Raw genomic sequence first — 25,681 nt, forward strand, 5'->3', positions numbered from 1 at the left:
GCAAATAGCTTAATGGGTATCAGGAGGATTTATGGATGTATAGTGTTATACCGATGTCTGAACGTGTGCAGCAGCATTTAAATGATGTGAATGTGTATGGCTGCCTCTTGCAGCTTTCCCCTAAGCAAGGTGATGAATCATTGGAACGAACTCTGATCGAAGACTGGCATCACATCCACGAGCATTGGAAAGGGATGGCTAAGTCAACCGTCAGCGAACAACCTCGTATTGCTGCCTATCAGCAGCTGTATACTCAGATTGGATTAAACCCGAAGAAAACCCCACCATCTGTGCAAAATTTACTCCAACGCTTCTTCATTAAGGACGAGCTTGATAAAATTCCAACCATTCACCCGATTGTAGATGCGGTAAATGTTGCAGCGATTCAGCATCTTATCCCATTAGGTGTATTCGATGCCCACGCTGTAGAAGGTAAGCTTCGTCTTGCTTTTACAGAAGGGGGCGAACTGTTTCAAGGACTTGGTGAAAGTGAAGCAGCAGCTTTGCCTGCGGATGTATTGGTACTGGCCGACGATGCAAAAGTGTTGTCTCGCTTCTGTTATCGTGATGGAGAATCGCAAAAAGTAACTGCGAATACAGCTATTATTTGGTTGCTGGGCTGTCAGGTTTCAGGCATTGAGGAGCAGGATATAGCAGAATCGCTGAATACAGCTATTGAAATTCTTGGCCGTGCCTACCATATTGAGCGCTTAGATCAAGCTGCAAACTAATTCATTGTCCTTTCTAAGGAACTATCTATTAACTCGCAACATTGCGATGGCGTTCCACTTCCTAGTTTTTTTAACTAGGGGGAGCGCCTTATTTTCGTATAAAGAGGGAGGTTTACTTCATGTCTACAAATGCGAAAGCGTATTGGGCGATGAGCATTGCGATGATTACGGTAGGTAGCTCTTTTGTCATCGGCAAACAAGTGTCGGCTGTCTTTCCTGTATATCTAGCTTCTGCGATACGCTGTGGGATTGCGGCGGCTATTTTGCTCTTACTGTTATATATACGAGAGGGCATTCCGAAGATTATTCCGAAAGACCGCTTCTGGCTATTCGTTCAATCGTTGACGGGTGTATTTGGATTCGGTATTTGTTTGCTATACGGATTAAAATATACATCGGCTGGCGAGAGCGGCGTAATTATGAGCACAACCCCGATGATAATCGCGCTCATCTCCTTTTTATTTTTAAGAGAAAGATTGTCTCTTTATAAATGGTTTAGTGTCGCCCTTGCAGTGATCGGAATAGCTGTGCTGAAACTGAATCATGTGGAGGTGGAAACCAGCACAGTTGCAGGTGCAGCATCACTTGTTTGGCTTGGCAATCTGCTCGTATTTTTCGCTGTTATTGGCGAAGCCTTGTTTACGATATTCGGTAAAGTGCTTTCGGCGAGGCTATCTCCCTTGGCTATTGCTACTTTTGTAACGCTGCTTGGATTTTTGATGTTTCTTCCGTTTGGTATATATGAAGCATTTACGTTTGATTTTGCACAGCCGACTATTTTGGATTGGACGTACATTTTGTATTATGCAGTAGTTGTCACGGTGCTAGGATTTATACTGTGGTATTACGGTGTTTCTCTTGTACCGACAGGTACGTCAGCTGTATTTACAGGTTTGATTGCGGTGTCTTCACTCGTATTCTCGTATATTTTCCCGGGAGAGCCATTCCACTGGAGTCATTTAGCTGGTATAATCTGTGTCCTGGCTGCAATCGTAATCTCTTCCATACCTTCGAAGGGAGAAGAGAATAAAGCTGCAATTGGAGCGTAAACGTAGCTTAGAGATTTAGGCTGGTAAACAACAGTTAACACGACACGGAGGACTAGAAATCGATGAGACGAGTGGATGTAGTTTATAGTTTGATTACGAATGAAACGAAATCCAAAGTGTTAATGGTACAAAATCACGATCATGATGGCAGATGGTCACTTCCTGGAGGAGCGGTTGAGGCAGGGGAAACATTGGACCAAGCCGCGGTTCGCGAGGCGATGGAAGAAACGGGTTACATGGTTAACGTGTATGGTTTAGTGGCTGTAAATGAGTGTAGGTTTGAAGATATTCAGGAGCATGCCGTATTTTTTACTTTCAGAGCGAGTATCGTTGGTGGGCAGGAGCAGTTGAGCCGGCCTGGTGAGATTAGCAATATTGCATGGGTAGATCTGCACGAAGCGGATGCGCGCATGCCATACATAAAGGATGGCGTAAGCCGCCTTATTGAACGAGCACAAGAGATTCCTTATTATGACCAAGGGAAAAAAGGATTCGGCTCATAGCGAGTGGTGTGCAAGAAAATGTAACAAGAACAGAGATTGTTTGTGCGTGGATTCTGATGATTTCTCATGAAGTCTCATGAACTCGCGCTAGAAGCAGTCTCTTTTTTATTGACTTTGTAGTATGAAGCATATATTTCCACTGGAAGATTAATCGGCTATGATGAAGTGACATAGACATAGACATAGACATAGACATAGACATAGACATAGACATAGACATAGACATAGACATAGACATAGACATAGACATAGACATAGACATAGACAAGTATGTGATTATTTATTAGTTTACAAGGAAGTGTACCAGTTTGACCATACATTCACAGCCTATATCCATGATTCGGTGCACGACTTTGTTAGCCGAGCAGATCGGGAGAAAGAACATATTTGGATAGCTGAAGTGGACGGTAAGCCAAAGGGGATGATAGGTATCGCACGTGTGGACCATGATACTGCCCGACTGCGTTGGTTTTTAGTTGAACCGGATGCGAGAGGGCAAGGCCTCGGCAAACAGTTGATGGAACAAGCTATCACATTTAGCGAACAACGGCAATATAAGCGGATTATCCTTTGGACTCATTCTGATCTCATTCAAGCAAGAAAGCTATACACACATTATGGATTCAGACTGGTTGAGACTACTTCTAAGCAGTTATCTGGACAAGAGTTGGTGGAAGAGAAGTGGGAGCTAGATTTAGTCGATTAAAGTGTTAACACGCTGTAATAGGTGTATAAAATACGCCTATACGATGATAAGTAGGAGAATGGATAATGACTATGGGGAGAATCATAGGGCAGGGGCGGACGGCAAATGTATATGAATATGCAGATGGAAATGTGCTGAAATGGTATCATGAATCCATGCCTAAATCTGTCATCGTAGAGGAGTATCGTGTGAGTCAAGCTGTCTCTGCCACAGGCGTCTTAACGCCAAAGCCATTGGAAATGATAGAAGTAGACGGCAGGAGTGGTATCGTATTTCAAAAAGTCGTGGGAGATACGCTGCTTAAGCAGTTGGCATCACATCCGTGGCGTATTGGAACACTGACGAACCAGTTGGCTGAGCTGCATGTTAGCATCCATCAGCAAAAGGCGCCCGATGCGCTGCGACAGAAGAAAGTGGAGCTGCACGATAGTATTTCGCATGCTCCGTATCTTACTGATGATGAGAAAGGGCAAGTGCTGTTGAAGTTGGATGGCTTGCCAGCCGGGGATAGTCTTTGTCATGGAGATTTTCATCCGGATAATGTGCTTGTTGGCAGAGAAGCATGGATTATCGATTGGATGACCGGAATGTCCGGCAATCCAGCGGCGGATACGGCGAGAACTGTATTGTTACTGCGATTGGGCACATTGCCAGAGGGAATGCCAGCATGGACACGGGCAGCTATGCAAGTGATAAGAAAAGTTATGCTGTACATATATTTGAAACAGTATTGTGTTCGTTCACGTATGAAAAGAGAAGAAATAGAACGATGGATATTGCCTGTTGCAGCCGCACGATTGACAGAATCAATTCCAGAAGCGGAGAAAATGGCGCTTGTGAAGCTGATCAGGAAGCAAGGGAATTGGCGATAGTGATTTTGAATATGGAAGCTTCATCGTTCTCATCAATTTATAGAAAAAGAGGTCATCGTCTACCTATGATTATTCGAGTAGAGACACCGCAAGATTATGCACAAGTATACGCGTTACATGATATGGCTTTCAACAACAAAGATGAGGAATCTGCGCTAGTGGAGCGAATCCGCACGTCAGATACGTTCGTACCTGAGCTTTCCTTAGTTGCTGTAGAAGGCGAAGAAATTATTGGTCACGTGCTACTCAGCAAGGCACATGTTGTCACTCCTTCTGGCAGCAAACAGGAAGTACTTGCTTTGGCGCCGATTGGTGTGAAGCCCTCTCATCAGAAGTATGGAGTAGGTTCGAAGCTAATAGTCGAAGGAATTAAACGAGCAACAGAGCTAGCCTATCCGTTAGTGTTGTTAATCGGACATCCGGATTACTATCCGAAGTTTGGATTTGTACCGGCGCGCTCGCATGGATTGGATCTGAAGCAGTTCCCTGTACCAGATCATGTGTTTATGGTGCGTGAGCTGCAAGAGGGACAATTAGGCACGATTCAAGGTGAGCTTCAATATCCTTCATGCTTTATGGGATAGGTAAATGGATGTGGAACCAAGCTTGACATGCTTCTTGCCATGGCAGGCTCCTAGCTCCCAGAGGGAGGCAGTGAATTTTTATCATTATCCGCTAACACAGATAGGACTTACCTTCGTAAATCAGTATAGCTGGGGGGGGATTATTATCGGTGCTTTGCTGGAATTGCTGGCTGGTTTGTTGGAAGTGTTTGTAAGCAGCAGAGAGGATGCGGAGGCTCGGGAGCGTCGTATTGATCGACGGATTAAGAAGTTGGTGAAGGAGCAGGAATGGTTCGATCTCTTGTATCAGGATGAACGCTATCGGAATTTATTTCATTCGAATGCGCAAGTTAGAGAAAAATTGCTGGATCGAAAGTATATGAGAACATTGGAACAAAGTGTGCATGAGCGTGATCTGTTTCAACGTGAGCTGGATGAGCTGGCTTTATTGGTTCAAAAATAAGCTTGTGCTGATGCAGGCCCGTTATGCTGCTTGTACTTAAATATTCTTGTACGGTAGGTAAGTGTAAGCCAAGTTCATAACCAACAACCGAAATCTTCAGTTATCGTAGATAAACGTTGATGAATTGGACAAAAGTGCAGCTATTTTAAGTAGAAAACGTCATTTTGAGCGAGTTTAGGACAAAAGTGCATTAATTTTCCTCGATTTGTATTTGAAAGTGAAAAAGCTAATAAAATAAATACATTTTTGCGCATAATCCCCCTGATAAGCACATTTTCGGATTAATTAACTGCATTTTTGTCCTAATTTACATCAGAATTCTACCTGCTAAGCTCCGATTACCTTTTAGCTGCATTTATAGCGTTTATCTCTTGCTTGATATCAGCAAAAAATAGTTTGTGCGCAGTAGCGGCATATCGTACTTTATGGACGATCCAATGGTAGATTCAATAGAGTGTGATATTTTTCATTGGAGACAGATGAGGAATTGAAGTAATACATAATTAAGAGTAAATGATTAATCACGGTATACTTAGTATAATCGTATGGTTCCATACATCATGAAGGAGATGAATCATGTGAAGCAGAGCAGTATGGTTGCGGATCAGGACTTTGTCATTGAGCATGTGAAGGAAAAATTCAGCTGCACCGTACTGAGTTGTGAAGGTCGTCCCTGCTTGGAGTACAAAACGGAAGAGGAGCTTACGCAAATTTCAGAATATGTACAGGCCGTGTTTCAAAGAGAAGTGACAGACGTATTTTTTGCAGCAGTTTCAAGTGTAGATGCAGATTAACATGTGTTGAATAAGGGAGATGTAATTATCTCTTGCGCTTGCTAAAAAGTTGATATGTCTCTAACGAACCAGTTGTCTATGTTTCATCGGCAGCTGGTTCTTTTGTTTGATGGAAAATACGAGCGGATCTTTGTTGAGTTATTGCTAGCAATCAATCGAAAAAGGCATGTCATTTCCATTGATAGTTTGTCATGTGTATAATTATGGATATATATGTTGTTTAGCTCTAATCCCATCCCTGTAGATAGGAAAGCGATCTAGGGCTCTTTTCGTAAAGGAGGCAGTGCATGATGGAATCTACATCAAGGATTACGATTGATCGTGTATCAAAAGATGATCTGGAGGCATTAGTAGAGTTATATAAAGAACTGGTCGACCATGAGCTTCACGTGGAACAAATAAAGACACAATTTTTACGGCTGCAACAGAATGAGGACTATTATATTATTGGTGCTAAAAATGAGGCTGGGCAATTAATGGGCACCGTTATGGGCATTGTATGCCATGATCTGCTGCTAGACTGTCGTTCGTTTATGGTGGTTGAAAATGTGATCGTCTCCAGCAGCTATCGAGGTCTTGGTATTGGTAAACTTCTGATGGAACGGATCGAACAGATTGCAATCGAACGGAATTGTTATCGTACGGAGCTATTTTCGAGTGCTTCACGACAAGCTGCACATCAATTCTATGAATCGATTGGCTATGATCGTGAGTCATCTATCGGTTTCGTAAAAAGTGTATAAAGGAGCTGTCTATATGGTATCGCACGGAAGGACTTACTTTTTTCCAGAACATATTGTGAACCGAAAAGGGGCTGTACGTGCCGCTGACATTCCTGAAGATGTGAAACAATGGCTCAATGAAGGCGTGCTGACAAGTGTGAATCTGATGGAATGGCTTGCCGTTGATCATAGAGTACTCGTGCAGCATGTACTCCCTCAGTTAGAGTTGGGTCATCTTGTGGAATCTATTTTACAGCAAATCAATCAGTTAAAAGAGCAGAAAGTTATGAAGGTAACGCCTCTTATTGGTAAGCTACTGTATGAAACTCTTCGTGAGGTGGAGGATGTACAGCAGCGTGCGATGCGGATGGAGTCTATTATGGAATATGGATCTGACAGTGTGCGGTGCTGGGGATGTTACATGGTGAGCTCGAATATTGATTTAACTTTGCAGCAGAAGTTGGAACAAATAAAGAGATTTGCGGCGGATCCGCATTTTGGGGTGAGAGAAATTGCTTGGATGGCAGTGCGCGATGACATTGCTCGGAATTTGACCTCTGCTATTGAAATACTATCTGCTTGGACGAAGGAAGAAGATGCTAATGTTCGTCGATTTGCGGTGGAAGCGACAAGACCTTGTGGGGTATGGACGAGCCATATTCAATCGCTTAAGCTTCAGCCAGAACTGGCGCTACCTTTGTTGGAGCAGGTAAAGTCAGATCCATCCAAGTATGTTCAGGACTCTGTAGGTAATTGGCTGAACGATGCCAGCAAGTCGAGGCCGGAATGGGTGCGCGAAGTATGCGAGCAATGGATACAAGCATCTGATTCCAAAGAAACGGCTAAGATCGTGAAGAGGGCAACTCGAACGTTGTTGAAGAAATAGGGAGTAACTAGTTCAGAAAGTTCTGGCTTTATTCACCTGTATATATGTTTGTATGGAGCATGTTCGAAATATCAACTGTGTATTTCTAATCTAACGTAACTTCTAAGGGAGCTGAACGAGATGAAGCAAATTCGAGTTGGGATTGTTGGTACTGGCTTTGGGGCGTCTGTGCACGCTCCAATTCTCCAACTGCATGAAGGTTTTGATGTGAAGGCAATCGCTAGTATGTATCGAGGGAAAGTTCAGGATGTACAGCGTAGCACAGGTATACAACGAGTATACACGGATTGGCGTGGCATGATCGACCAGGAGGAGTTGGACCTTGTTGTTGTGGCTTCCGCCCCTCCGAATCATCATGACATGACAATGGTTGCCCTTCGCAAAGGATTGCATGTGTTGTGTGAGAAGCCTCTAGGTATGAATGCAGTGGAAACGAAAGCGATGCTCGAGCAGCAGCAGCTCTCTGACGTGCGTGGATTTGTTCATTTCCAATGGAGACTAGCTCCCGTCAGACAAGCGATTAAACAAGTCATCCAAAGTGGAAAACTAGGACGTATTCTGCATATGAAATATCAGGGCAGCTTCTCGGGGTATTCGATGTTAACGAACCAGTCACGCGGCTGGGAAGGCAGTAAGAGCGCGGGCGGCGGGATGTTGTTTGCGATTGGGTCGCATATGATAGATGCTTTACAATGGTGGATGGATGAGCAGATTAGCGATGTGTATGCGGACTTGAGCACGAAAGTTCCAACACATAATAGCGCTAGTGATGAAAGAACGGAGCATCGGGATGCAGATGATGCTTTTTCAGTTATCGGTCACTTTGAGCAGGGAGCATCATTTGTAATGGATTTATTATTTTCGGGAGTACGTGGAAATGGATGGTGTTTGGAGGTGTATGGAACCGAAGGCACGCTTCGCATGACCAATGATACGGATGTCGAAGTGAGTGAGGGAGGAGCATTCGAACAGATTGTTCTTTCGGTATGTGAGCCTCCGTTGGGATTGGCTGCTTCAGCAGTGCCGTATTACAGTGGTTTGAATCCGATGCTGAATGGTGTCTATCAGTCCATTGTGGAGGGAAAGACGGCATCCGATATCCCTACCTTCGTTGACGGGCATCGCGTCCAGCTTGTATTGGATGCTATCCAACAGTCAGCTGAGCAACAGAGAAAGGTCGTTATTTCATAGCTTAGTATAATAGATTCAAGTTAAATGGCAAGCTAGTAAGAAAAGTATAATTTTGATCTCAATATGAGTGAGTATGGGGTCCAAATAAAGTAATAGAATATGTTGTGGAGTAAAGACGTAACCGTGAACGGTAAGGCGGATCGTGCTCTTAATCAAGGATGATTTCTCATTCGTTATAAGATGCACGATCCGTACTTCACCTGCTATTTAAAATGGATATTCACGAGGCTCGTTCTGTGTAGATATCCACTGTAAAGTCGTAAACTCCTCTAGCGACCATTTGCCGCCAAAACGGCCTAATCCAGACATTTTTTCTCCGCCAAATGCAATGAGTGGCTCATCATTTACACTCTGGTCATTAACGTGAACCATACCAGATACAATTTGCTTGGCTACCTGAACCCCTTTTTCTATAGAACCGGCATGCACAGCAGCACTCAAACCATATGGACTATCGTTAGCAATAGCAATGCCTTCTTGCTCCGTTTTAAAAGGAATGATCGTCACAACGGGCCCAAACATTTCATGTTGAGCGGTTGCAACGTTATTGGTATTGGAAGTTAAAATGAAGGGAGACATGACGTTTCCATCAACGTGGCCCTCTAACACGACTTGTGCGCCTTCCTCTTTAGCCTTTGCAATCGTTGCCATAATCCGTTCGACTGATTTTCTATTAATGAGTGGGCCAATCATATTGGAATGATCGCGAGGGTCTCCAACTTTAATCTTTTTGGCCGCTTCAACAAAATTATCTACGAATGTTTGATAAATACGTTCATGGACAAGGATACGATTAATCGCCATACAAATTTGACCATTGTGAAAGAACTTTCCGTAAATCGCAGATCGAACGGCTCGTTCTATATCTGCATCTTCTAGCACGAGTAATGGGTTGTTGCCTCCTAGCTCTAGAGCTGCTTTTTTCATCGTTCTAGCACAAATTTGAGCAATATGAATACCTGCTGGTGTGGAACCCGTAAATGAAATAACCCGTGGAATTGGGTTTTCTGTAAAACTGTCCTCAATTTCACTGATCGATGCAATAACCACGTGTAAAAGTCCCTTTGGAAGACCTGCTTCTTCGAAAATTTTTGCTAGTAGTAGGCCTCCGCTAATACAGGTTTGTTCATCAGGTTTCAGGACGACACTATTTCCTGCTGCCAACGCTGGGGCAACCGAGCGCATGGACAAATACATGGGGAAATTAAATGGACTAATGACGCCGACCACACCAACAGGGCGACGGTCCACTCGATTTTCTTTACCAGGAATAAGAGATGGAACCATTTCGGCACCCATTTGTAGGGGGAAACTCGCAGCTTCTCTAGTAATAGAAATGCAAAAATCCAATTCAACACTGGCCTTAGCATAGGTAGAACCCGTCTCTTTAATAAGGAGTTCACATATTTCTTCACGACGTGCTTTCATAATAGCAACGGCTTTTTCAAACACTTCGGCTTTTTGAAAAGCATTTATAGATTCCCATGAAGGCTGAGCCTTTTGTGCTGCAGCATAAGCTTCCTGAACGTCATCTTTGCTGGCAAGTTTGATAGTCGAAACGATTTCATCGTTATACGGATTTTTATTTTCGTAAATGGTCGTGCTATTCCCTTCGCGCCATTCGCCACCTATATATTGCAGGTTCCAATTGTTATATGTATTCATAGGATTCCATCCCTTTCATGATGATAATAGTTATTAGATTTTGAGTTAGTAAGATGAACTGTAAATGCTAGTCTAATTAGGAGTATGCAGAGAAAGAGTCTTATAACATTTTTTAAACGGGATCAACATGGATGAACCTGAAACTTGATGCATGGATCAAATGTAGGATAGAAGGACGGATTTCATGTCAGGAATGCAATCTTACTATACTATAAGAGCTAACGGGTTGGGTATGGACTATATTGAAGACGAAAAAATAAATTTGATTCGACGAAATAGAAAATTTACTGAAGATAGTATGATGAGGAAAGATAATTTCGAGATCAGAACTCTACAGAGGAAACTTCTCGTGCACTGATTATTTTTTGGTATATAATAATTCCATTCATAGAGAGATAAAGAGGGAAAGCGAAATGAACGATATTGTATCTCCAGAGTATCATCGCACATTATTTAAACGTACCTTGTTCGTTATCGTTATCTCACAAATGTTCGGAGGAGCGGGACTGGCGGCTGGAATTACTGTCGGTGCCTTGCTTGCTCAGGAAATGTTAGGTACCGACAGCTATGCGGGAGTGCCTGTAGCGTTGTTTACTCTCGGGTCGGCAGTGGCAGCGTTAATGGTTGGGCGACTATCTCAACGATACAGTCGGCGAGTAGGTCTCGTAACTGGATTTATGACCGGTGGTATTGGTGCCATTGGAATCGTGCTTGCTGCTATATATAGCAATATTGGATTGTTATTCGCCTCACTACTCGTGTATGGCGTAGGCACTGCTACCAATTTGCAGGCGCGATATGCGGGAACGGACTTGGCAATGCCGCATCAGCGAGCTACTGCGATTAGTATCGCGATGGTGTCGACGACTTTTGGTGCCGTAGCGGGGCCTAACTTGGTAGAGGTGATGGGGGAATTTGCTGTTTCCATTGGCGTGCCTGCATTGGCTGGACCATTTATACTTGGGGCGGCTGCATACATACTTGCAGGTTTGGTGCTGTTCTTATTTCTTCGTCCTGATCCGTTGGTACTGGCGAAAGAAATTGCCGCTACAAGCCAACAGGCTGTTACTCGAGATAGCGCTCAGGTGCACACGCATGCAGCTGGCATAAACAAACGGGTTGTTGCTATTGGTGCAACGGTTATGGTTGTGGCACAGCTAACGATGATCGCAATTATGACGATGACGCCGATTCATATGATGCATCATGGCCACGGACTGCGTGACGTTGGACTTGTAATTGGTATTCATGTCGGTGCCATGTATCTTCCTTCGCTTATTACGGGTGTCCTAGTAGATAGGCTAGGGCGAACAGTCATTATTGTCGCAGCGGGTGTAACGCTTCTGTCCTCAGGTATTCTGGCAGCATTGGCGCCTTCAGATTCCATGCCTTTGCTCATTGCAGCGCTTGCTTTGCTTGGAGTTGGTTGGAACTTTGGAGTGATTAGTGGCACGGCTCTTATTGTAGATGGAACGGAAACGGATACACGAGCGAAGACGCAAGGAACAGTAGATGTGTTGGTTGCGTTGGCAGGAGCGTCCGGCGGGGTTGTGTCGGGTGTTATTGCGGCGCATTACAGCTTCGGTACGCTTTCGATGATAGGTGGATTGCTTTCGTTAGTGCTTATTCCAGCAGTGCTTGGGTTAAGGGTGAAGTTGAAATAATTAACTTGCTATTTAATATTAGTGGATCAGTTGAAGGCTCATGGGAATTTGCTTGAATAAGCAAACGCCCATGGTCTTTTTTAATTTGTACTCATGATGAAGAAGGAGATAGAAAGTTGAATTGCGCCCTTGTGGGTAAATTTGGTACGATCATTTTATAATCTAGTAAAAATTAACTGTCATATATAGTATACGTCTAGCTTTTCAAAGGAGGTATCCCCTATGAAACATCATTGGCTGGGTAAAGACAATCTTTATTTGAATGAGGTGCATGTAACCTCCATTGGACAAGTGACGATTGGCTGCTATGGCGGGCATACAGGAGCGGGCTCATGTAAAAATGAAGACGGTGTATTGGTTCTCGTCGATCCAAAGGGAGAGTGGGTATTCACTTTGCTGTTGGACGCGCATTGCAGCGCAGAAAGTGCAGAATGGCTGATGGAGGCTGTGGAGCAGAAGCAGGAACAGTTGTTGGCTTTATTACATAGCGAAGATGCTTTTGCAAAATTAGAATCTTTTTTTGTCGACCTCTTTCAAAGTGAATCGTCGAAAGAGGCTTACCACAGTATGAGAGGCGAAACTGCCTGTGTCCTCGTTTACCAACGCGGGCAGTATATATGGTGGTTGTCTGTAGGAGACTGCTCTGCCTATGTGCTTCATCCTGAATTGAAGCGATTAGGTCAAGTTGCTCTTAACCAGAGGCAGTTTTTTGAATGGGTAGGCCATGTGAACAGCTTTTCTTTGCCTGTACCGTGCTATACGGTGGGAAGAAGGCAGCTTCGGAAAGGTCGCAATGAGATTGTCGTGCTGACAGACGGTGTGCTGGATACGGAAGATAACTATTTTGAGAACCCGAATCACTTGTATAAGGCGCTGTATCAGGAGCGACCAGCTTCGGCGTGTGTGGATGAAGTTCTCCAACATGTGTATCGTGCTTCTGGTAAGGACAGTGCAACCATTGTTTGTTGGAGCTACAACAGTGAGGAAGAGGGATTAATTCCATCTGATTTTATACAAAAGTAAACCATAACATATAGAAAGAAGGAAGAAGCATGACAACACTTATTGAATCTAGACTTAACGAGATGGGGATTGTACTGCCAGAAGTAAGCAACCCTGCGGGAAGCTATGCGAATTACGTAATCATAAACGGATTGATGTTTATTTCAGGAAAAGGACCGTCTGGCAAGCCGAAAGGAAAATTGGGAAAAGAGTATACAGCTGAGGAAGGTTATCAATTTGCACGGGAAGCAGCGATCGAAGTGCTCGCTGTGGTCAAGGAGGCGCTAGGTACGTTAGATCGAGTAAAAAGAGTCGTAAAAGTGCAGGGGTTTATTAATGCAGTGCCTGAATTTGAAGATCATGCAAAGGTTCTGAATGGATATTCTGATCTCATGTACGAGGTGTTCTCGGATAAGGGAGTGCACGCAAGATCCGTACTTGGGGCAGTGTCGGTTAGAGACAATCTCCCAATTATCGTCGATTCTATTTTCCAGGTGGAAGAATAAATAGAATGATAGTTTCTTAATCTATAGGGAGGAAACATACATGTTTGATAATAGTGCGCAATTATACGATGTTATATACAGTTTTAAAGATTATGAGCAAGAGGCGAAGCAGATTCGAGACTATATTCACAGCCGGCATTTTGGTGTGAAGACGGTATTGGACGTAGCCTGCGGAACAGGCAAACATGCTGAATATTTGAATCAACATTATAAAGTGGATGGAATTGATCTAAATAAGGAGTTCGTAGCGCTTGCACAGTATAGAAATCCAGATTCAAGCTTCTGGTGTGAAGATATGACTCAGTTTGATGTAGGTCATAAATATGATGTGATCATGTGCTTGTTCAGCTCGATAGCATATACGAAAACGCTAGATGCTGTTGTTCGTACAGTGCAGCAGTTCATCAATCATTTAGAGGAAGACGGCTTGATATTAATCGAGCCATGGTTTACTCCTGATGCGTGGCAGCAAGGATTCGTCTCGATGATTCAGCATCAAACGGAAGAGTATCACATTTGCCGTATGACTCATGCGGATACGGAAAATGAGTTGTCGATCTTGAACTTTGAATATTTAATCGGTTCGAAGGCAGGTATTGAACATAGGAAAGAACGCCATGAGCTAGGGTTGTTTAGGCAAGAAGAACTGACACATGCCTTCGAGTCAATAGGGTTGAAGGTTGAGTATGATCCGAATGGACTCATTAGTAGGGGGATGTATGTGCTGCGCCCTTCAAAGTAATAGAAAGTAGCAAAAGGACCTCCAGTGTATATTTCTGAAGGGAACATGCATAGCTCATGGCTAGTCTTAATGTTTTTAAGGGGGAAATAGGATGAATGGTTATCAAAAGTTAGTTTTACGACCGCTTACGGGAGATTTACGTCATGATACCTACCAGTTTCTCGTGGAAAATGGTTGTCCAGATACTGCACAGCATTGCTTAGATGTCGGGGATGAAGCTCGTAACATTGCTCTTCAATATGGTGTTGATCCTGATACAGCTGCATACAGTGGCTATTTGCATGATATCAGCGCGGTTGTTCCGAACGAAGAACGGATTGCCGCTGCTAAGGAACTTGGCATTGAAGTGCTGTTGGAGGAGGAGGTTTTTCCGATGATCATTCATCAGAAGTTGTCTAGACAAATGGCGATTGATCTTTTTAAGGTGGATGATCTACAAGTTGTAGATGCGGCAGGCTGCCATACGACTTTGAGGGCTAATCCGACGGTGTTAGATAAAGTGCTGTTCGTAGCGGATAAGATTGCGTGGGATCAACCAGGGAATCCTCCTTATTTGCGTGAGATTAAGCAGGCATTGGAACAATCGCTGGATGCAGCTTGTTTTAGCTATATCGATTATTTATGGCAGCGGCGGGAGCAGTTGAAGGTGGTTCATCCGTGGCTGCGAGATGCATATTATGAGTTAAGGGTTAAGTTGTAAGGGGTATTGTTCATGCGATAAATCATCATTTTTCTAGGAGGAAAATATGAACGTATTTATCAGAATAGCTAGTTCATTTCTTTCTTCGTTCCTAATCAGTTACACACTAGCCTATATAAATACGGTACCTGAATCTGAGCGTGTTCCTAATAGGTACTACATTTCATTTTCAGACAATTTTATAGCCCCGTTTATATTTTTATTATTGATTTATATCGTAGCGGCTGTTCTGTATTCAATAGTGGTTGATAACAAACTAAGAACAATAAAAGTTAGTGCATATATAAGAGAAATGATTGCCATTCTGTTATACATTGTTGGGGGATTTATTACGGTATTTATTTTCTTTGGTTTATTAACTGGATTGTCTTATAGGGGATTTGAGATCGGGGCCATTTTATATGGTGGAGCATTTGCGCTCGTGTATTATTTGGTCACTAGAATGTTACAATTCGTTTGTATACGTATATTCAAAAATTGAGGAAGTAGGCACGCGTTGTAGATAATTGAACGAGAACAGCATTCGAATCATTTTAACGAAGAAGAGGGATATTACGTTATTGTACTGTTGAAAGAAAAAAGATAAGCTGTCCAGGGTAAGAACCAAGAACGAGGAAGATATGAATAGAAAAAGAGCTATAAAGGATTGGGAACCAATCCTTTATAGCTCTTTTTACTGTAATACCGATGGCCGGACTCGAACCGGCAAGCCTTGCGGCACCGCATTTTGAGTGCGGCGTGTCTGCCAATTCCACCACATCGGCAAATCGTATGGGGCGACCGAGGGGAATTGAACCCCCGAATGCCGGATCCACAAACCGGTGCGTTAACCACTTCGCCACGATCGCCATAACGTTTGCCTTACAAGAATATAATTTATCATACGTACCAATCGAACGCAACAAACAAATTATGGTAAATAAAACTCAAGCCAACAAAATTGCTGAATGCACATCAGCTCCTAATCGATATATGTTCTATAACCGGTTAAAAGAATATTTTATTTTTTCTTAAAGGGATCTTTATTTTATCTTTATTTATCGTCTGTAGACTAATTACATCTTATCATGGTTCATTCCGATGCTGTACTTGACTGTGACAAGGAACGCTAAAATTACACACGTCGTACACACGTTGGTCACATGTACTCGGTATAGTGAGTCCACACCCGCACTTTTATAACCTCGCACAAGTGGACAACAGGGAGCCACTTACCTCAGATTTTTTACAACTTCAACACAAGTCTATCTAATTGCTCATATATCTCCACATTATACTGATGGTGCAACGATACGGGATACTAGAGGAAGGATAGATGATAGGGAGGAAGAAAATAATGAGAAAAAATGTTACTCCTGCTCATGTTTATGATGGTCATCGTTGTTACTTGAAGCGCCGCTACTGGTGGCAATGCAGAAGGAACGCAAACATTAGACGTAGGGCAGACAACCATCGAGCAGCATCGTGCAAGAAGGCGGATGATTAAATGGAAAAGAAACTAATTCTCGTCGAAGGCTGTCCGAAGTGGGGAGAACGTATTCGGGAGCAACTAGCGTGTGATAGGGAAAATTGGATTATTCAATGTTATATAAACAAGCTAGAAAATTTTCAAGAATGTGTATCTAATTGTTCAGATTGTATTGATGCTGCTGTAGTTGATTTGCATGTAGAAGGTTATTTCTCGGGATTAGAGCTCTTGGGGAAAATTAAGGAGGAGTTTAATTGTCCGATTGTAGTGTTGTCATCTCATGTCGATCTAGAATGGATGATTGAAGCCAATCAAGCTGGTATGAATAACTTTTTGTGTAAAAGTTATCTTCATGAGCTACCTAGCATTATTAGACATACATTGAAACGTAATCCTCTATGGTCTAATTCTTCTGTACAACTTCTAATCGAAAACCACTCCCGTTTACTATATGAATCCCGCTCAAAAATACTAACTCACATGGAAAAAGAAATCCTTCGATTAATTTATAAAGGATACACCTTGTCACGAGTACAAGAAGAGCTCTGCATTGCTGAGAGAACCGTTAAAAATCATATCAATCGAATTCTAAAAAAGCTGCAAGTCAATTCTAGCAAGGAAGCCGCAAAACTTGCTCATCATAAAAAAATGCTACATACATAAATGTGAGAGGGTATTGAAGGTATCGAGCGTCTATGCTCTAGTAATGTACTTGGCGAGTGCAGCTTTCATCTATTATGGATATTATTTTAAAAGGTACCCAAAAAAGTTAGTACTTATATCTATTTCCATATGAATCTATTATGGATGTAACAGAGCTAACCTACTTAGGGGGGATGAAATTGAACCTAGCAGCATTTATACAAATCTTTCTTTCGATTATTTTTCTAGCGAGTGCACTTTCTAAGTTTATGAATCCGCTACCATTCCGCAGGACGCTTGAACAACTCGGTGTGGCTAGCAAGTTAGTGCCCTTAAGTACCCGAGTGGTTCCAACTACTGAATTCATCGTTGCGGTATTCATTGTAGTAGAGGAGACACGTATACTGGGTCAAATCGGTATTGGTGCGCTATTGCTAAGCTTTAGCTGGTCGGTATGGCGAGCAAGGGGCAAAGAACTGGATTGTAACTGTTTCGGAAATCTTCTGCCCGAACAATTTGGAATGAAGACGATGGCTAGAATCCTATTGCTAGCAGCGATGGTTGTCTACTTATTTGTTTACTCGCAGCCGACAGGGCTTCAGGGGGCACAAATACAAGAATGGCTAGCAGCCTTATTTATTACATTATCGATATTAACAGGATATGGGTTGCTTAGCGCGATGCATCAGTTTCGCAAGACATCGCTCAAAAGGTGAGGTGACGTAATGAATATTATGCAGTGGGCCCAACTTGTCATGTTTGTGATGCTAATTGTGGTCACTATCTCTTTGACACAGGTCTATCAGCGTTCGATTAAAAGGGAGCTTTATAACACGAATAGAGGTTTTTCAAAGGGGGAAGAGTTCCCTCTACTGAGTTTACCAAGTATGTCGGGAGAAATGATATCTTTAGTTCGCCCAAGTACGGAAGGGACGATAGTCACATTCACTTCAACAAATTGTGTGTATTGTGCATCATTATACCCAACGTTAACCCCATTTCAAGAAAAACAGCCTCAGCTTAAAGTTGTCAGTCTTATGGTAGGAGACATGGAATCGATTACGGAGAAAGTTAATGAATTTAAAATAAAAACACCTATTTCACTGATCGAGGAAGATGATTTGTCAAGCTTTAATGTGAATGTGCTTCCTTTTGCCTACTTTTTAAACAAAGAGGGGATAGTGGTAGCTAAAGGATCGGTGAACTCGGAAGATGATTTAAAATTACTACTACAAATGTCACGATCCGCTTAAATAAATTTGAATGTAACGGAGGGGAGTTCACTGAGTGATAGTAGTCAGCGCTCCGCTTGGAAGGCTGCCGCAATTATCGGTGGTATGTTGTGGAAATTTGAACGTGGAATGTTCGTGTTCACTGTGGTGTTATTTACAATCGTGGCAATCATTCCAGCCATACAAATATATGTGACGGAAGGTGTTATTAATGCGTTAGCACAAATCACCACATCGGAAGGACAGAACGGAAGTGCTGTTAATGAAACCTTCGTTTGGATTACCCTACAATCTGCACTGCTTATTGCTCTACTAGCTATTACTTTTCTAAGCGATCGAATTTCTTTGCGCCTAAGAATGAAGATGGCCTATCACATTGAAGCACAAATCGCAGATAAAGCAGTCAAACTCCCATTGATCACCTACGATCAACCAGATTATTATGACCGACTACAAAGAGTCTCTAATGGGATAAGCAATCGTGCCATGACCGTCATACAGGAATTATTTTCATTAGGTAGAGATTGTTTTTCATTCGTCGCCATATTCCTTGTACTTGTCGGGTTCCACTGGTCCATGGCAATAGCGCTCCTCCTTATTGTGGTCCCTTCTTTTATCATCAATATTCGCATCGGACAAGCCCATTTTTGGCAAATGATAAGCCAAACTACGGCACTTCGTAAATCTCGTTATTTGTTCTCGTTGTTGACTGGGCGAGATTCGGCCAAAGAGATTCGTATTTATGGGATAGCTCCTTATCTACGTCAAGTATGGTCTAAGCTCTATTGGAAAAATGCAGACGAGCAAATTGAGTTACAGACGAAGGGCATGAGGTTTAATGCGGTTCAGGAGGGTGTCGTTGAAGGGGCTTTATACGGAGTAAGTATGTTATTAGTGTGGTTATGTGCAGGTGGAGCTTTATCTATCGGTTCATTTGTCTCTATTACGCAAGCGATTCGTGGATCACAACAGAGCTCTGAAGCGATGGCACGTAATTTATCTCATTTTTATCAAGATGCTTTACACGTAGGGGAATGGATTTTGTTTATGAAGATGGAAGAGGAGGAGCTACCGGAAAATCCGTTGATGTTGTGTGGACCATTGCAGAAGGGCATCCAAGCTCAAGAAATAACATTTCAATACCCGAATTCAACACAATCCATTCTGAAAGATATATCCTTGCAGATTAAACCGGGGCAGCGAGTCGCTATTGTTGGTCACAATGGAGCGGGGAAAAGTACGCTAGTGAAGTGTTTAATCGGGTTATACACACCTCAGGAAGGAACAGTTATGTATGACGGGGTCCCGATCATTGAACTGGATCCAACTACGTATCGTCAGCGAATTACAGCCGTTTTTCAAGATTATATGCAATATCAATTGTCTGTACGTGAAAATATTGGATTTGGTCAATTGAATCATATCGACAACGAGGAAGAATTGATAGAAGCAGCGCGTAAAAGTGGTCTGGGAGGATGGGTTCTTGAGCAATCACAAGGTGTGGATACACCGCTCGGAGTTATGTTTGAAGGAGGACAAGAGCTGTCTCAAGGACAATGGCAAAAAATTGCACTTAGTCGAGCCTTTTTCAGAGATGCCGAAATTGTTGTATTAGATGAGCCTACAGCCTCCATGGATCCAATGGCGGAAGCTGAGTTATTTCGCTTATTCTCATCCTTAACAGCAAATAAAATTTCGTTGATGGTTTCCCATCGGCTTGGCAGCTGTAAGCATGCGGATCTTATTCTCGTACTCGATCAAGGTCGTGTTATCGAACAAGGAAATCATAGGGAGCTCATGCAGATGGGCGGTCTCTATGCAACGATGTTCCATGCTCAAGCTGAACTATACTATGACAAGGAGGTGATATCATGATATTTACGCCAAATGCTACTAATTGTTATTGTACTTCTATTACGTGTGTTAACAAGAGAGTTTACAGAATAAGACAATGCGATAACAATAGTTTTTGCGACTGTTAGTAGTAATGAAACAACTGGTTAGGGGAGTAACAGGGGTAGATGCGCCGTTTGATAGTTGTAAGCATGTGGGTCTGACTCTCGTGCTGGATCAAGCGTATCCTTGAACAAGGAAGTTATAGTGAGCTCATGTAAATGGGCGCTCTATATAATGAGTTTCATGCTCAAGCTGAATGATACTATGACAAGGAGGTGATATTATGATTATTACGCCATCTTATTGCAATTGTACTACGATTAAATGTATCGCAAAGGGATATAAAGTGTACAGAATTAGAGATTGCGGCACGTCGAGTACTTGCGACTGCTAGTGAATCTGAAACAGCTGGTTAGGAATGTTCCTAGCCAGCTGTTTTCCTGTTTACAGGTTATTTCTATGTAGCGGACTTTATTGAAGTGCTTGCTAGTTAAACTGTTGTAAAGATATGACAAAATTGATTTAATAAATAGTAGTGGAGGTGTGCATGTGGAAATCAACATGATCTCGGATACAGACTACACCGTGGCAGGTGTATCGATAATCAATTTCAGAGCACAGCGGTACTGTGTGTTTGATTTTGAAGCAACAGGTATTCATCATGAGACAGAATATATTACCCAAATTGGGGCTGTCATTATTGAAAATAATCAAATCTTACATAAAAAAACGTTCACCACATATGTGAAATCACCAAAGCCGATTTCAGATTATCCCTCTAGCATAGTTTAATTTGATTACAATCCATTCTAGCTTTATGAAAAGGAGTATTACATATGAATTCTTATAAAGAAAATGATAGAGTAATTGAGATTGTAGAAGTGCAGGAAGAGGAAAAATCAATTCTTAGACAATTGCTTGAGCTGTATGAGTATGATTTTAGTGAATTTAATGATCGGGATGTAAATAAGTTCGGTTTGTATGGATATACCTACTTCGACCATTATTGGACGGATGATGATCGAGATGCCTATTTCATTAAAGTCAACGGTAATTTAGCTGGTTTTATTATGATTAATGAGCATTGTTATCTATATCCAAATGAAACAGCCAAGTCGTTAGCGGAGTTTTTTGTTATGCGCAAATATCGAAAGTCGGGAGTTGGCATAGAGGCTGCAATGCATATTTTTGATAAGTATACAGGAAATTGGGAAGTACTGCAGCACGGAGAGAACGATGCATCCAAGTTATTTTGGGAAAAAGTTATTCATGCGTATACGGATGGAAAATTTGAGTTGAAAGATGTTGTTACGGAAAATTGGACGGGTCAAGGTATCGTATTTAATAATGCTGCTCGATAGTTATCGCGGCAGGGCAGGTAACCATAAGTAACAACATGCGTTGATCCAAGATGATGAACATTAACGTACCACTGTTTATCATTTTTTCCATTTTGATAAGGGGATGAGATTACTGCAAGAACAATTAATCACCATTATGCGAGCTAATAATTACTTGCTAAGAGACCTTAGCCTTATTAAACAGCTAAATTTACCCCATTGGTGCATTGCGGCAGGGTATGTCAGAAATGCGATATGGGATTACATGCATGGATACGCAGCTCCTACATTATTGAATGATGTGGATATTCTCTATTATGATCCAGATCATTTATGTGAGGATACAGAGAAGCAGTATGCGGCTGTATTAAGAGAACAGGTGGGGGACTATAATTGGTCGATCAAAAATCAAGCGAGAATGCATCTCAGAAATAACGCAATTCCTTATGTGTCCGTGGAGGACGCGATGAAAAGATGGCCCGAGACGGCAACAGCTACAGGCATCTACTTGGACGATGAGAATCAGATAAAGATTGTTGCGCCGCATGGTCTGGACGATTTGTTTGCCCTAGTAATTCGTCGGAGTCCTTATTTTCATGATAGAGACTATCTCCATACTAGAATAAATCAGAAAAAATGGCTTGGCACGTATCCGAAATTACGTGTTATAGAGTGAGGGGGAACGAGTCGTAGAGAAATTAAGAGAAAGGTTAGTACATAGCAAGGTGCTTATTGCGTTCGCATTTGTGCTGTCTGTTATTGTTGTACAGATTACTCCACTTTACGTAGGTGCATGCTTAGCATTACTGTTGCTTGTCGGTAGCATGCTCGCCACACATGATTATAAAATTATATGGTTAACATCGTTTGTGTATGTAGTGGGATATTGGCTATCTTTTTATTTAAAATACTATATTCTCGCTCTATTCGTTGGATCGAGTGAAGCCGAAATTGTATTGTCGCGACTAAGCCTATTAGGGTTTATTATTCCGTATTTTCTACTTTGGAAATGGTATAAGCCGCACACGAATTATTTATTTATCGGTAACTTTAGTAATACGATCCGTACTCCTTTCATTTGGCGTGGTATACAGGACCCGATTTGGAGATTTCTTTTGATTGCTACCACGATTATTTTGATTTCTTTTAGCTTTATTATCGATTATGGGCAGGAAGAGTTTTATCGAATACTTCTGTTTGGATGTTTGTTTGCCTTAGTTAATGCTGTGCTGGAAGAGATAGTGTGGCGTGGCTTGATTCTGCCTAGATTTGTTGATTTTGCAGGGGAAAAATTAGGGCTTGTCATTGCGAGTGTTGGATTTGGTTTTTATCATTATTCGATTGGTTTTCCTTGGGCAATTTGTGCTCTGTTTTCTTTGTTCGGCATGCTGATGGGAGGCGTTGCTATCCGTTCGCAAGGATTGCTTCCCGTCACCATTTTGCATTTTATTATGAACGTTTGTTTTGCCATGATCGGGGTTATTTTCAAGTGAGACACCTGTAATCTAAACAATGGAGGAACGCGGATTTTCCAGTAGGTAGTTAACCTTACTACTTAGAATATTAGAGTAAATCCAGTCAGCGGACACGGCAAATTGAAAGGGATGAACTAGCATGCAACGAACGGTGTATCTCGTTACAGGTCCCCCAGGAGTGGGCAAGACTACAACGTCGAAGAGACTTGTGGAGAGCTTGGAGCGAAGCGCTTATTTATCTGGAGATGCGATCAGCCATTATCCGTTAAACGGGCGTGGTAAGCCGTGGTTGTGTGAGGATACGTTGAACCTAACGTGGGACAATATCGTGTCATCCACTAAGAACTTGCTTCGATACGACTATGATGTCGTAGTAGACTATATTATACTGCCGGATCGGATGCAGTGGTTCGTAGAGCAGATGAAAGACGTTGATGTGAAAATGGTATATACAGCGCTTTTAGTAGATGAGATGACGATCGTTTATCGGGACCAACTGCGTGCTCCTGAATTTCAGATGGGAGAGCGAAGCCTGATTTTGCTGGAGGAATTTAAGTATTCTGGCGTAGATAGTCGCTATGTGATCGATACGAGCACTCACAAGTTAGACGAGCTGGATGCTGTAGTAGGTTGGATACGCACGAACTCTGATTTTATCGTGAAGCTATAATAAGTAACCCGAATGCCCACAACAGTATATTTCCACTTACTTGGATGGATCGTTCGGGTTCCAATGATTAAGGGGGAGAAAGATGTATACTTACCAACCGATGCAAGTGGAAGATGCACATCAGTTAGTACAGATTGATCGCTCAGAGCTAATTGATTATGTGTATGAAATGCAAAATGGCAAGTTGATCGAACGTAATGCGGGTCATGAATGTCCAAGCTGGGATGATACTTTGATAATTGAATTGCAGGAGCGATTCTTCTATGAGTTGAGTCATGGAGGAGCAGCTCTCGGGGCGTATGATGGAGACATACTTATCGGATTTGGTGTGCTTGGTCATCAATTTCGTGGTGAGCAGCAGGACCGACTCGTGATCGACTTGATGTATGTATCTAGAAATTATCGTAGGCAGGGAATAGGCACGAAGATTATGAATGAGCTTAGTGATGAGGCGCGCAAAAGAGGAGCGAAATATTTATATGTGTCATCGACGGAGACGCGGTCTGCCGTTTATTTTTATAAACATCAAGGCTGTGATCTAACGAATGACATTGATCAAGAGTTGTTCGCCAAAGAACCGCTCGACATCCATATGCTCAAACCATTATAATTGGCATAATATTGAAACGTAATGAATAGGAAGGGATGTTGCATTCCTTTCTATGATCTAGCCGAGTGTTTGCCGCACTCGGTTTCTTTAAGTAGTCTAAGGACAGAAGCAGGAGAGGCATGGGCTCGTGGCTTATTCAAATGAATGCGACTTTATACAAGTAGATTATTTACTGCAAGGTAATGAAACGCAGCGGGAGGTCTATTCCGTGTTGCGTCGTTTAAACATAATGGAACTACTTCGCTCCTATAATCCGATTCTGGTCGGCACGATTCCAATCGATATACATGTATCAAGCAGTGATCTGGATATTGTTTGTGAAGTATATGATTTTGACGCTTTCGTGGCGTATACGTCAGCTGCATTTCAATGCGAGGAACGATACCAGCACACGGTTCATTCCGATATGCTAAATCCTTATGCAGTAGTAAACTTTCGCTTTCAAGGTTGGGAGATTGAGATATTTGCTCAGCCAATACCAACAACACGGCAAAATGGGTACCGTCACATGATGGTGGAGCATCGAATTTTGCAGCTGTTGGGGAGCGATGGTTACGACGCAATTAGGCAGTTGAAGGAGAACGGATATAAGACGGAGCCGGCTTTCGCTGAGCTGCTGCAGCTTGAGGGAAATCCATATGAGGGACTGTTGGAGCTGGCAGACTGGGACGAGGAACAGTTGAGCCAATTCATTATACGGTTTCGGAGCTGCGACTGATCCTATGTAATTTGGGGTGATCATATGAGTGGTTTTAAGCAGGCGTGCAGCCGAAATCGAGTATCACGAACAGTTTTATAAACAGGCGGAATTGTTTGAGCCTGGCACTTGGCTGTCCAAGCCGGTACAAGTGGTGCTGGATTACTTGGATAAGCTGCTAAAAAATAATTCGCTAGAAGACCATTTGCAAAAGGGTGCTGCGTTTCGAGTATTGGATCTTGCTTGTGGGGTTGGCAGAAACAGTATTCCTATTGCCAAGCGAATTCGTGAGCAAGATGGCGTCGTAGTATGCGTGGTTGACGTTTGTTGCTTGGAAAAGGAAGACGAATTGAGATGAGTAACATCAGAAAAGTCATAGTAAACGATGCAGAGATGGAGAGGATACCTATGAGTACGATTCGATTGGAATATGTCACACCGCATCACCCTGATGTACAGCCTACTGTTGCTAGACTGGATGAAGATTTGCTGCGACGGTACCCGCCTGAAGATATTTTTGGGATGGACTTCAATGATCCGCATATTGATGAAGTTCAATTTGTATTAGCTTATGATGGTAGTGTTCCTGTTGGTTGCGGGGCCATTCGCCCATTAAATGAAGAAATGACGGAATTGAAACGGTTTTTCGTAGATGCGAACTATCGTCAGCAGGGAATCGCTGCAAAGATATTGATGAAGCTTGAGCTTCTGGCTAGAGATCAAAAGTATACAACGATTCGCTTGGAGACGGGAGACAAGCAGCCAGAATCTATTCATTTTTACAAAAAGTACGGTTTCTATGAAATTGAGCGATATGGTCCATATGCTGATAGTGACAGCAGCCTTTGTTTTGAAAAAATATTGTCAGACCAATTGTCATGATTGTCATGTT

32 protein-coding genes and 2 tRNA genes are annotated in these 25,681 nt (G+C 42.4%); 31 read left to right on the plus strand and 3 right to left on the minus strand.

Going from position 1 to position 25,681, the window contains the following annotated elements; all coding sequences use genetic code 11:
• The first annotated feature begins 35 nt into the window (after window positions 1-35).
• The 11 genes from IFO66_RS11825 to IFO66_RS11875 all read left to right on the plus strand — a co-directional run bounded on the left by IFO66_RS11825 (window position 36) and on the right by IFO66_RS11875 (window position 8,480).
• Window positions 36-731, plus strand: coding sequence for a B3/B4 domain-containing protein (locus tag IFO66_RS11825; RefSeq protein WP_192025345.1), 696 nt, complete (start codon window positions 36-38; stop codon window positions 729-731).
• 119 nt (window positions 732-850) lie between these two features.
• The gene (locus IFO66_RS11830; RefSeq protein WP_192025346.1) at window positions 851-1,780 is read left to right on the plus strand and encodes a DMT family transporter; all 930 of its coding nucleotides are present in this window, start codon (window positions 851-853) and stop codon (window positions 1,778-1,780) included.
• A gap of 62 nt (window positions 1,781-1,842) precedes the next feature.
• Window positions 1,843-2,283, plus strand: a complete 441-nt coding sequence (locus IFO66_RS11835) for an NUDIX hydrolase (protein ID WP_192025347.1) — start codon at window positions 1,843-1,845, stop codon at window positions 2,281-2,283.
• A 298-nt stretch (window positions 2,284-2,581) separates the two neighbouring features.
• Window positions 2,582-2,989: a GNAT family N-acetyltransferase gene (locus IFO66_RS11840; protein WP_192025348.1), complete on the plus strand. Its 408-nt coding sequence runs from the start codon at window positions 2,582-2,584 to the stop codon at window positions 2,987-2,989.
• A 65-nt stretch (window positions 2,990-3,054) separates the two neighbouring features.
• The gene (locus IFO66_RS11845) at window positions 3,055-3,861 is read left to right on the plus strand and encodes a phosphotransferase family protein (RefSeq protein ID WP_192025349.1); all 807 of its coding nucleotides are present in this window, start codon (window positions 3,055-3,057) and stop codon (window positions 3,859-3,861) included.
• The gene (locus IFO66_RS11850) at window positions 3,861-4,445 is read left to right on the plus strand and encodes a GNAT family N-acetyltransferase (protein WP_337912957.1); all 585 of its coding nucleotides are present in this window, start codon (window positions 3,861-3,863) and stop codon (window positions 4,443-4,445) included. The genes IFO66_RS11845 and IFO66_RS11850 overlap by 1 nt, the downstream gene beginning before the upstream one ends.
• A gap of 70 nt (window positions 4,446-4,515) precedes the next feature.
• Complete coding sequence (locus IFO66_RS11855) at window positions 4,516-4,887, plus strand: hypothetical protein (protein ID WP_225445695.1); 372 nt, start codon at window positions 4,516-4,518, stop codon at window positions 4,885-4,887.
• 578 nt (window positions 4,888-5,465) lie between these two features.
• Window positions 5,466-5,681: a hypothetical protein gene (locus IFO66_RS11860; protein ID WP_420488663.1), complete on the plus strand. Its 216-nt coding sequence runs from the start codon at window positions 5,466-5,468 to the stop codon at window positions 5,679-5,681.
• A gap of 287 nt (window positions 5,682-5,968) precedes the next feature.
• Window positions 5,969-6,424, plus strand: coding sequence for a GNAT family N-acetyltransferase (locus IFO66_RS11865; protein WP_192025351.1), 456 nt, complete (start codon window positions 5,969-5,971; stop codon window positions 6,422-6,424).
• A gap of 13 nt (window positions 6,425-6,437) precedes the next feature.
• Entirely contained in the window at window positions 6,438-7,289 is an 852-nt protein-coding gene (locus IFO66_RS11870) for a DNA alkylation repair protein (RefSeq protein ID WP_192025352.1), read from the plus strand.
• Window positions 7,290-7,409: 120 nt separating this feature from the next.
• The gene (locus IFO66_RS11875) at window positions 7,410-8,480 is read left to right on the plus strand and encodes a Gfo/Idh/MocA family protein (RefSeq protein ID WP_192025353.1); all 1,071 of its coding nucleotides are present in this window, start codon (window positions 7,410-7,412) and stop codon (window positions 8,478-8,480) included.
• 207 nt (window positions 8,481-8,687) lie between these two features.
• On the opposite strand, the gene IFO66_RS11880 is transcribed toward IFO66_RS11875, so the two are convergent.
• Complete coding sequence (locus tag IFO66_RS11880; RefSeq protein ID WP_192025354.1) at window positions 8,688-10,145, minus strand: aldehyde dehydrogenase family protein; 1,458 nt, start codon at window positions 10,143-10,145, stop codon at window positions 8,688-8,690.
• A gap of 413 nt (window positions 10,146-10,558) precedes the next feature.
• Here IFO66_RS11880 and IFO66_RS11885 point away from each other — a divergent pair, with 413 nt between their 5' ends.
• The 6 genes from IFO66_RS11885 to IFO66_RS11910 all read left to right on the plus strand — a co-directional run bounded on the left by IFO66_RS11885 (window position 10,559) and on the right by IFO66_RS11910 (window position 15,240).
• Window positions 10,559-11,809, plus strand: a complete 1,251-nt coding sequence (locus IFO66_RS11885) for an MFS transporter (protein WP_192025355.1) — start codon at window positions 10,559-10,561, stop codon at window positions 11,807-11,809.
• Between the two features lie 222 nt (window positions 11,810-12,031).
• A complete protein-coding gene (locus tag IFO66_RS11890; protein ID WP_192025356.1) occupies window positions 12,032-12,832 on the plus strand; it encodes a PP2C family serine/threonine-protein phosphatase in 801 nt (266 codons plus the stop codon).
• A gap of 29 nt (window positions 12,833-12,861) precedes the next feature.
• Window positions 12,862-13,317: a RidA family protein gene (locus IFO66_RS11895; protein WP_192025357.1), complete on the plus strand. Its 456-nt coding sequence runs from the start codon at window positions 12,862-12,864 to the stop codon at window positions 13,315-13,317.
• Window positions 13,318-13,357: 40 nt separating this feature from the next.
• Window positions 13,358-14,059, plus strand: a complete 702-nt coding sequence (locus IFO66_RS11900) for a class I SAM-dependent DNA methyltransferase (RefSeq protein WP_192025358.1) — start codon at window positions 13,358-13,360, stop codon at window positions 14,057-14,059.
• 91 nt (window positions 14,060-14,150) lie between these two features.
• Entirely contained in the window at window positions 14,151-14,759 is a 609-nt protein-coding gene (locus tag IFO66_RS11905; RefSeq protein WP_192025359.1) for an HD domain-containing protein, read from the plus strand.
• Window positions 14,760-14,805: 46 nt separating this feature from the next.
• On the plus strand, window positions 14,806-15,240 hold the full coding sequence (locus tag IFO66_RS11910) for a hypothetical protein (protein ID WP_192025360.1): 435 nt from the start codon (window positions 14,806-14,808) through the stop codon (window positions 15,238-15,240).
• A gap of 201 nt (window positions 15,241-15,441) precedes the next feature.
• Here IFO66_RS11910 and IFO66_RS11915 read toward each other — a convergent pair.
• Together IFO66_RS11915 and IFO66_RS11920 are read right to left on the minus strand one after the other, a co-directional pair.
• Window positions 15,442-15,523 (minus strand) — tRNA-Leu (locus IFO66_RS11915).
• A gap of 8 nt (window positions 15,524-15,531) precedes the next feature.
• A tRNA-His gene (locus IFO66_RS11920) sits at window positions 15,532-15,607 on the minus strand.
• A 488-nt stretch (window positions 15,608-16,095) separates the two neighbouring features.
• Between IFO66_RS11920 and IFO66_RS11925 the strand changes: the two genes are divergently transcribed.
• The 14 genes from IFO66_RS11925 to IFO66_RS11990 all read left to right on the plus strand — a co-directional run bounded on the left by IFO66_RS11925 (window position 16,096) and on the right by IFO66_RS11990 (window position 25,671).
• Complete coding sequence (locus IFO66_RS11925) at window positions 16,096-16,245, plus strand: hypothetical protein (protein WP_192025361.1); 150 nt, start codon at window positions 16,096-16,098, stop codon at window positions 16,243-16,245.
• Window positions 16,246-16,890, plus strand: a complete 645-nt coding sequence (locus tag IFO66_RS11930) for a response regulator transcription factor (RefSeq protein ID WP_192025362.1) — start codon at window positions 16,246-16,248, stop codon at window positions 16,888-16,890.
• A gap of 173 nt (window positions 16,891-17,063) precedes the next feature.
• Window positions 17,064-17,585: a MauE/DoxX family redox-associated membrane protein gene (locus tag IFO66_RS11935; protein ID WP_192025363.1), complete on the plus strand. Its 522-nt coding sequence runs from the start codon at window positions 17,064-17,066 to the stop codon at window positions 17,583-17,585.
• 9 nt (window positions 17,586-17,594) lie between these two features.
• Window positions 17,595-18,122, plus strand: coding sequence for a TlpA family protein disulfide reductase (locus tag IFO66_RS11940; protein WP_192025364.1), 528 nt, complete (start codon window positions 17,595-17,597; stop codon window positions 18,120-18,122).
• A 114-nt stretch (window positions 18,123-18,236) separates the two neighbouring features.
• Window positions 18,237-19,976, plus strand: coding sequence for an ATP-binding cassette domain-containing protein (locus tag IFO66_RS24235; RefSeq protein WP_192025365.1), 1,740 nt, complete (start codon window positions 18,237-18,239; stop codon window positions 19,974-19,976).
• Window positions 19,977-20,546: 570 nt separating this feature from the next.
• Window positions 20,547-20,789 (plus strand): exonuclease domain-containing protein, encoded by a 243-nt coding sequence (locus tag IFO66_RS11950; protein WP_192025366.1) that lies wholly within the window; start codon window positions 20,547-20,549, stop codon window positions 20,787-20,789.
• A 44-nt stretch (window positions 20,790-20,833) separates the two neighbouring features.
• Window positions 20,834-21,358 carry a GNAT family N-acetyltransferase gene (locus IFO66_RS11955; protein WP_192025367.1) on the plus strand — a complete coding sequence of 175 codons (525 nt, stop codon included), beginning with the start codon at window positions 20,834-20,836 and terminating at the stop codon, window positions 21,356-21,358.
• 103 nt (window positions 21,359-21,461) lie between these two features.
• Complete coding sequence (locus tag IFO66_RS11960) at window positions 21,462-22,013, plus strand: nucleotidyltransferase family protein (protein ID WP_192025368.1); 552 nt, start codon at window positions 21,462-21,464, stop codon at window positions 22,011-22,013.
• A 49-nt stretch (window positions 22,014-22,062) separates the two neighbouring features.
• Window positions 22,063-22,830 carry a CPBP family intramembrane glutamic endopeptidase gene (locus IFO66_RS11965; protein ID WP_337912947.1) on the plus strand — a complete coding sequence of 256 codons (768 nt, stop codon included), beginning with the start codon at window positions 22,063-22,065 and terminating at the stop codon, window positions 22,828-22,830.
• A gap of 121 nt (window positions 22,831-22,951) precedes the next feature.
• Window positions 22,952-23,482: an AAA family ATPase gene (locus tag IFO66_RS11970; protein ID WP_192025369.1), complete on the plus strand. Its 531-nt coding sequence runs from the start codon at window positions 22,952-22,954 to the stop codon at window positions 23,480-23,482.
• A gap of 82 nt (window positions 23,483-23,564) precedes the next feature.
• A complete protein-coding gene (locus IFO66_RS11975; RefSeq protein ID WP_192025370.1) occupies window positions 23,565-24,092 on the plus strand; it encodes a GNAT family N-acetyltransferase in 528 nt (175 codons plus the stop codon).
• Window positions 24,093-24,219: 127 nt separating this feature from the next.
• On the plus strand, window positions 24,220-24,810 hold the full coding sequence (locus tag IFO66_RS11980; RefSeq protein WP_337912948.1) for a DUF4269 domain-containing protein: 591 nt from the start codon (window positions 24,220-24,222) through the stop codon (window positions 24,808-24,810).
• A 28-nt stretch (window positions 24,811-24,838) separates the two neighbouring features.
• Window positions 24,839-25,147, plus strand: coding sequence for a class I SAM-dependent methyltransferase (locus IFO66_RS11985; protein WP_192025371.1), 309 nt, complete (start codon window positions 24,839-24,841; stop codon window positions 25,145-25,147).
• Entirely contained in the window at window positions 25,144-25,671 is a 528-nt protein-coding gene (locus IFO66_RS11990) for a GNAT family N-acetyltransferase (protein WP_225445696.1), read from the plus strand. Before IFO66_RS11985 ends, IFO66_RS11990 begins: the two co-directional genes overlap by 4 nt.
• Window positions 25,672-25,681 lie beyond the last annotated feature (10 nt).

The sequence above is a fragment of the Paenibacillus arenosi genome, assembly GCF_014841135.1.
Lineage (GTDB): Bacteria > Bacillota > Bacilli > Paenibacillales > Paenibacillaceae > Paenibacillus_B > Paenibacillus_B arenosi.

Excerpts from the sequence above, each read along its gene's own strand:
- IFO66_RS11930 (WP_192025362.1), top strand. The coding sequence starts at position 16,246 with ATGGAAAAGAAACTAATTCTCGTCGAAGGCTGTCCGAAGTGGGGAGAA.
- IFO66_RS11890 (WP_192025356.1), top strand. The coding sequence starts at position 12,032 with ATGAAACATCATTGGCTGGGTAAAGACAATCTTTATTTGAATGAGGTG.
- IFO66_RS11905 (WP_192025359.1), top strand. The coding sequence starts at position 14,151 with ATGAATGGTTATCAAAAGTTAGTTTTACGACCGCTTACGGGAGATTTA.
- IFO66_RS11865 (WP_192025351.1), top strand. The coding sequence starts at position 5,969 with ATGATGGAATCTACATCAAGGATTACGATTGATCGTGTATCAAAAGAT.
- IFO66_RS11885 (WP_192025355.1), top strand. The coding sequence starts at position 10,559 with ATGAACGATATTGTATCTCCAGAGTATCATCGCACATTATTTAAACGT.
- IFO66_RS11990 (WP_225445696.1), top strand. The coding sequence starts at position 25,144 with ATGAGTAACATCAGAAAAGTCATAGTAAACGATGCAGAGATGGAGAGG.
- IFO66_RS11925 (WP_192025361.1), top strand. The coding sequence starts at position 16,096 with ATGAGAAAAAATGTTACTCCTGCTCATGTTTATGATGGTCATCGTTGT.
- IFO66_RS11880 (WP_192025354.1), bottom strand. The coding sequence starts at position 10,145 with ATGAATACATATAACAATTGGAACCTGCAATATATAGGTGGCGAATGG.
- IFO66_RS11970 (WP_192025369.1), top strand. The coding sequence starts at position 22,952 with ATGCAACGAACGGTGTATCTCGTTACAGGTCCCCCAGGAGTGGGCAAG.
- IFO66_RS11960 (WP_192025368.1), top strand. The coding sequence starts at position 21,462 with ATGAGATTACTGCAAGAACAATTAATCACCATTATGCGAGCTAATAAT.
- IFO66_RS11935 (WP_192025363.1), top strand. The coding sequence starts at position 17,064 with ATGAAATTGAACCTAGCAGCATTTATACAAATCTTTCTTTCGATTATT.
- IFO66_RS11835 (WP_192025347.1), top strand. The coding sequence starts at position 1,843 with ATGAGACGAGTGGATGTAGTTTATAGTTTGATTACGAATGAAACGAAA.
- IFO66_RS11910 (WP_192025360.1), top strand. The coding sequence starts at position 14,806 with ATGAACGTATTTATCAGAATAGCTAGTTCATTTCTTTCTTCGTTCCTA.
- IFO66_RS11875 (WP_192025353.1), top strand. The coding sequence starts at position 7,410 with ATGAAGCAAATTCGAGTTGGGATTGTTGGTACTGGCTTTGGGGCGTCT.
- IFO66_RS11955 (WP_192025367.1), top strand. The coding sequence starts at position 20,834 with ATGAATTCTTATAAAGAAAATGATAGAGTAATTGAGATTGTAGAAGTG.
- IFO66_RS11895 (WP_192025357.1), top strand. The coding sequence starts at position 12,862 with ATGACAACACTTATTGAATCTAGACTTAACGAGATGGGGATTGTACTG.
- IFO66_RS11825 (WP_192025345.1), top strand. The coding sequence starts at position 36 with ATGTATAGTGTTATACCGATGTCTGAACGTGTGCAGCAGCATTTAAAT.
- IFO66_RS11845 (WP_192025349.1), top strand. The coding sequence starts at position 3,055 with ATGACTATGGGGAGAATCATAGGGCAGGGGCGGACGGCAAATGTATAT.
- IFO66_RS11900 (WP_192025358.1), top strand. The coding sequence starts at position 13,358 with ATGTTTGATAATAGTGCGCAATTATACGATGTTATATACAGTTTTAAA.
- IFO66_RS11940 (WP_192025364.1), top strand. The coding sequence starts at position 17,595 with ATGAATATTATGCAGTGGGCCCAACTTGTCATGTTTGTGATGCTAATT.
- IFO66_RS11830 (WP_192025346.1), top strand. The coding sequence starts at position 851 with ATGTCTACAAATGCGAAAGCGTATTGGGCGATGAGCATTGCGATGATT.
- IFO66_RS11975 (WP_192025370.1), top strand. The coding sequence starts at position 23,565 with ATGTATACTTACCAACCGATGCAAGTGGAAGATGCACATCAGTTAGTA.
- IFO66_RS11870 (WP_192025352.1), top strand. The coding sequence starts at position 6,438 with ATGGTATCGCACGGAAGGACTTACTTTTTTCCAGAACATATTGTGAAC.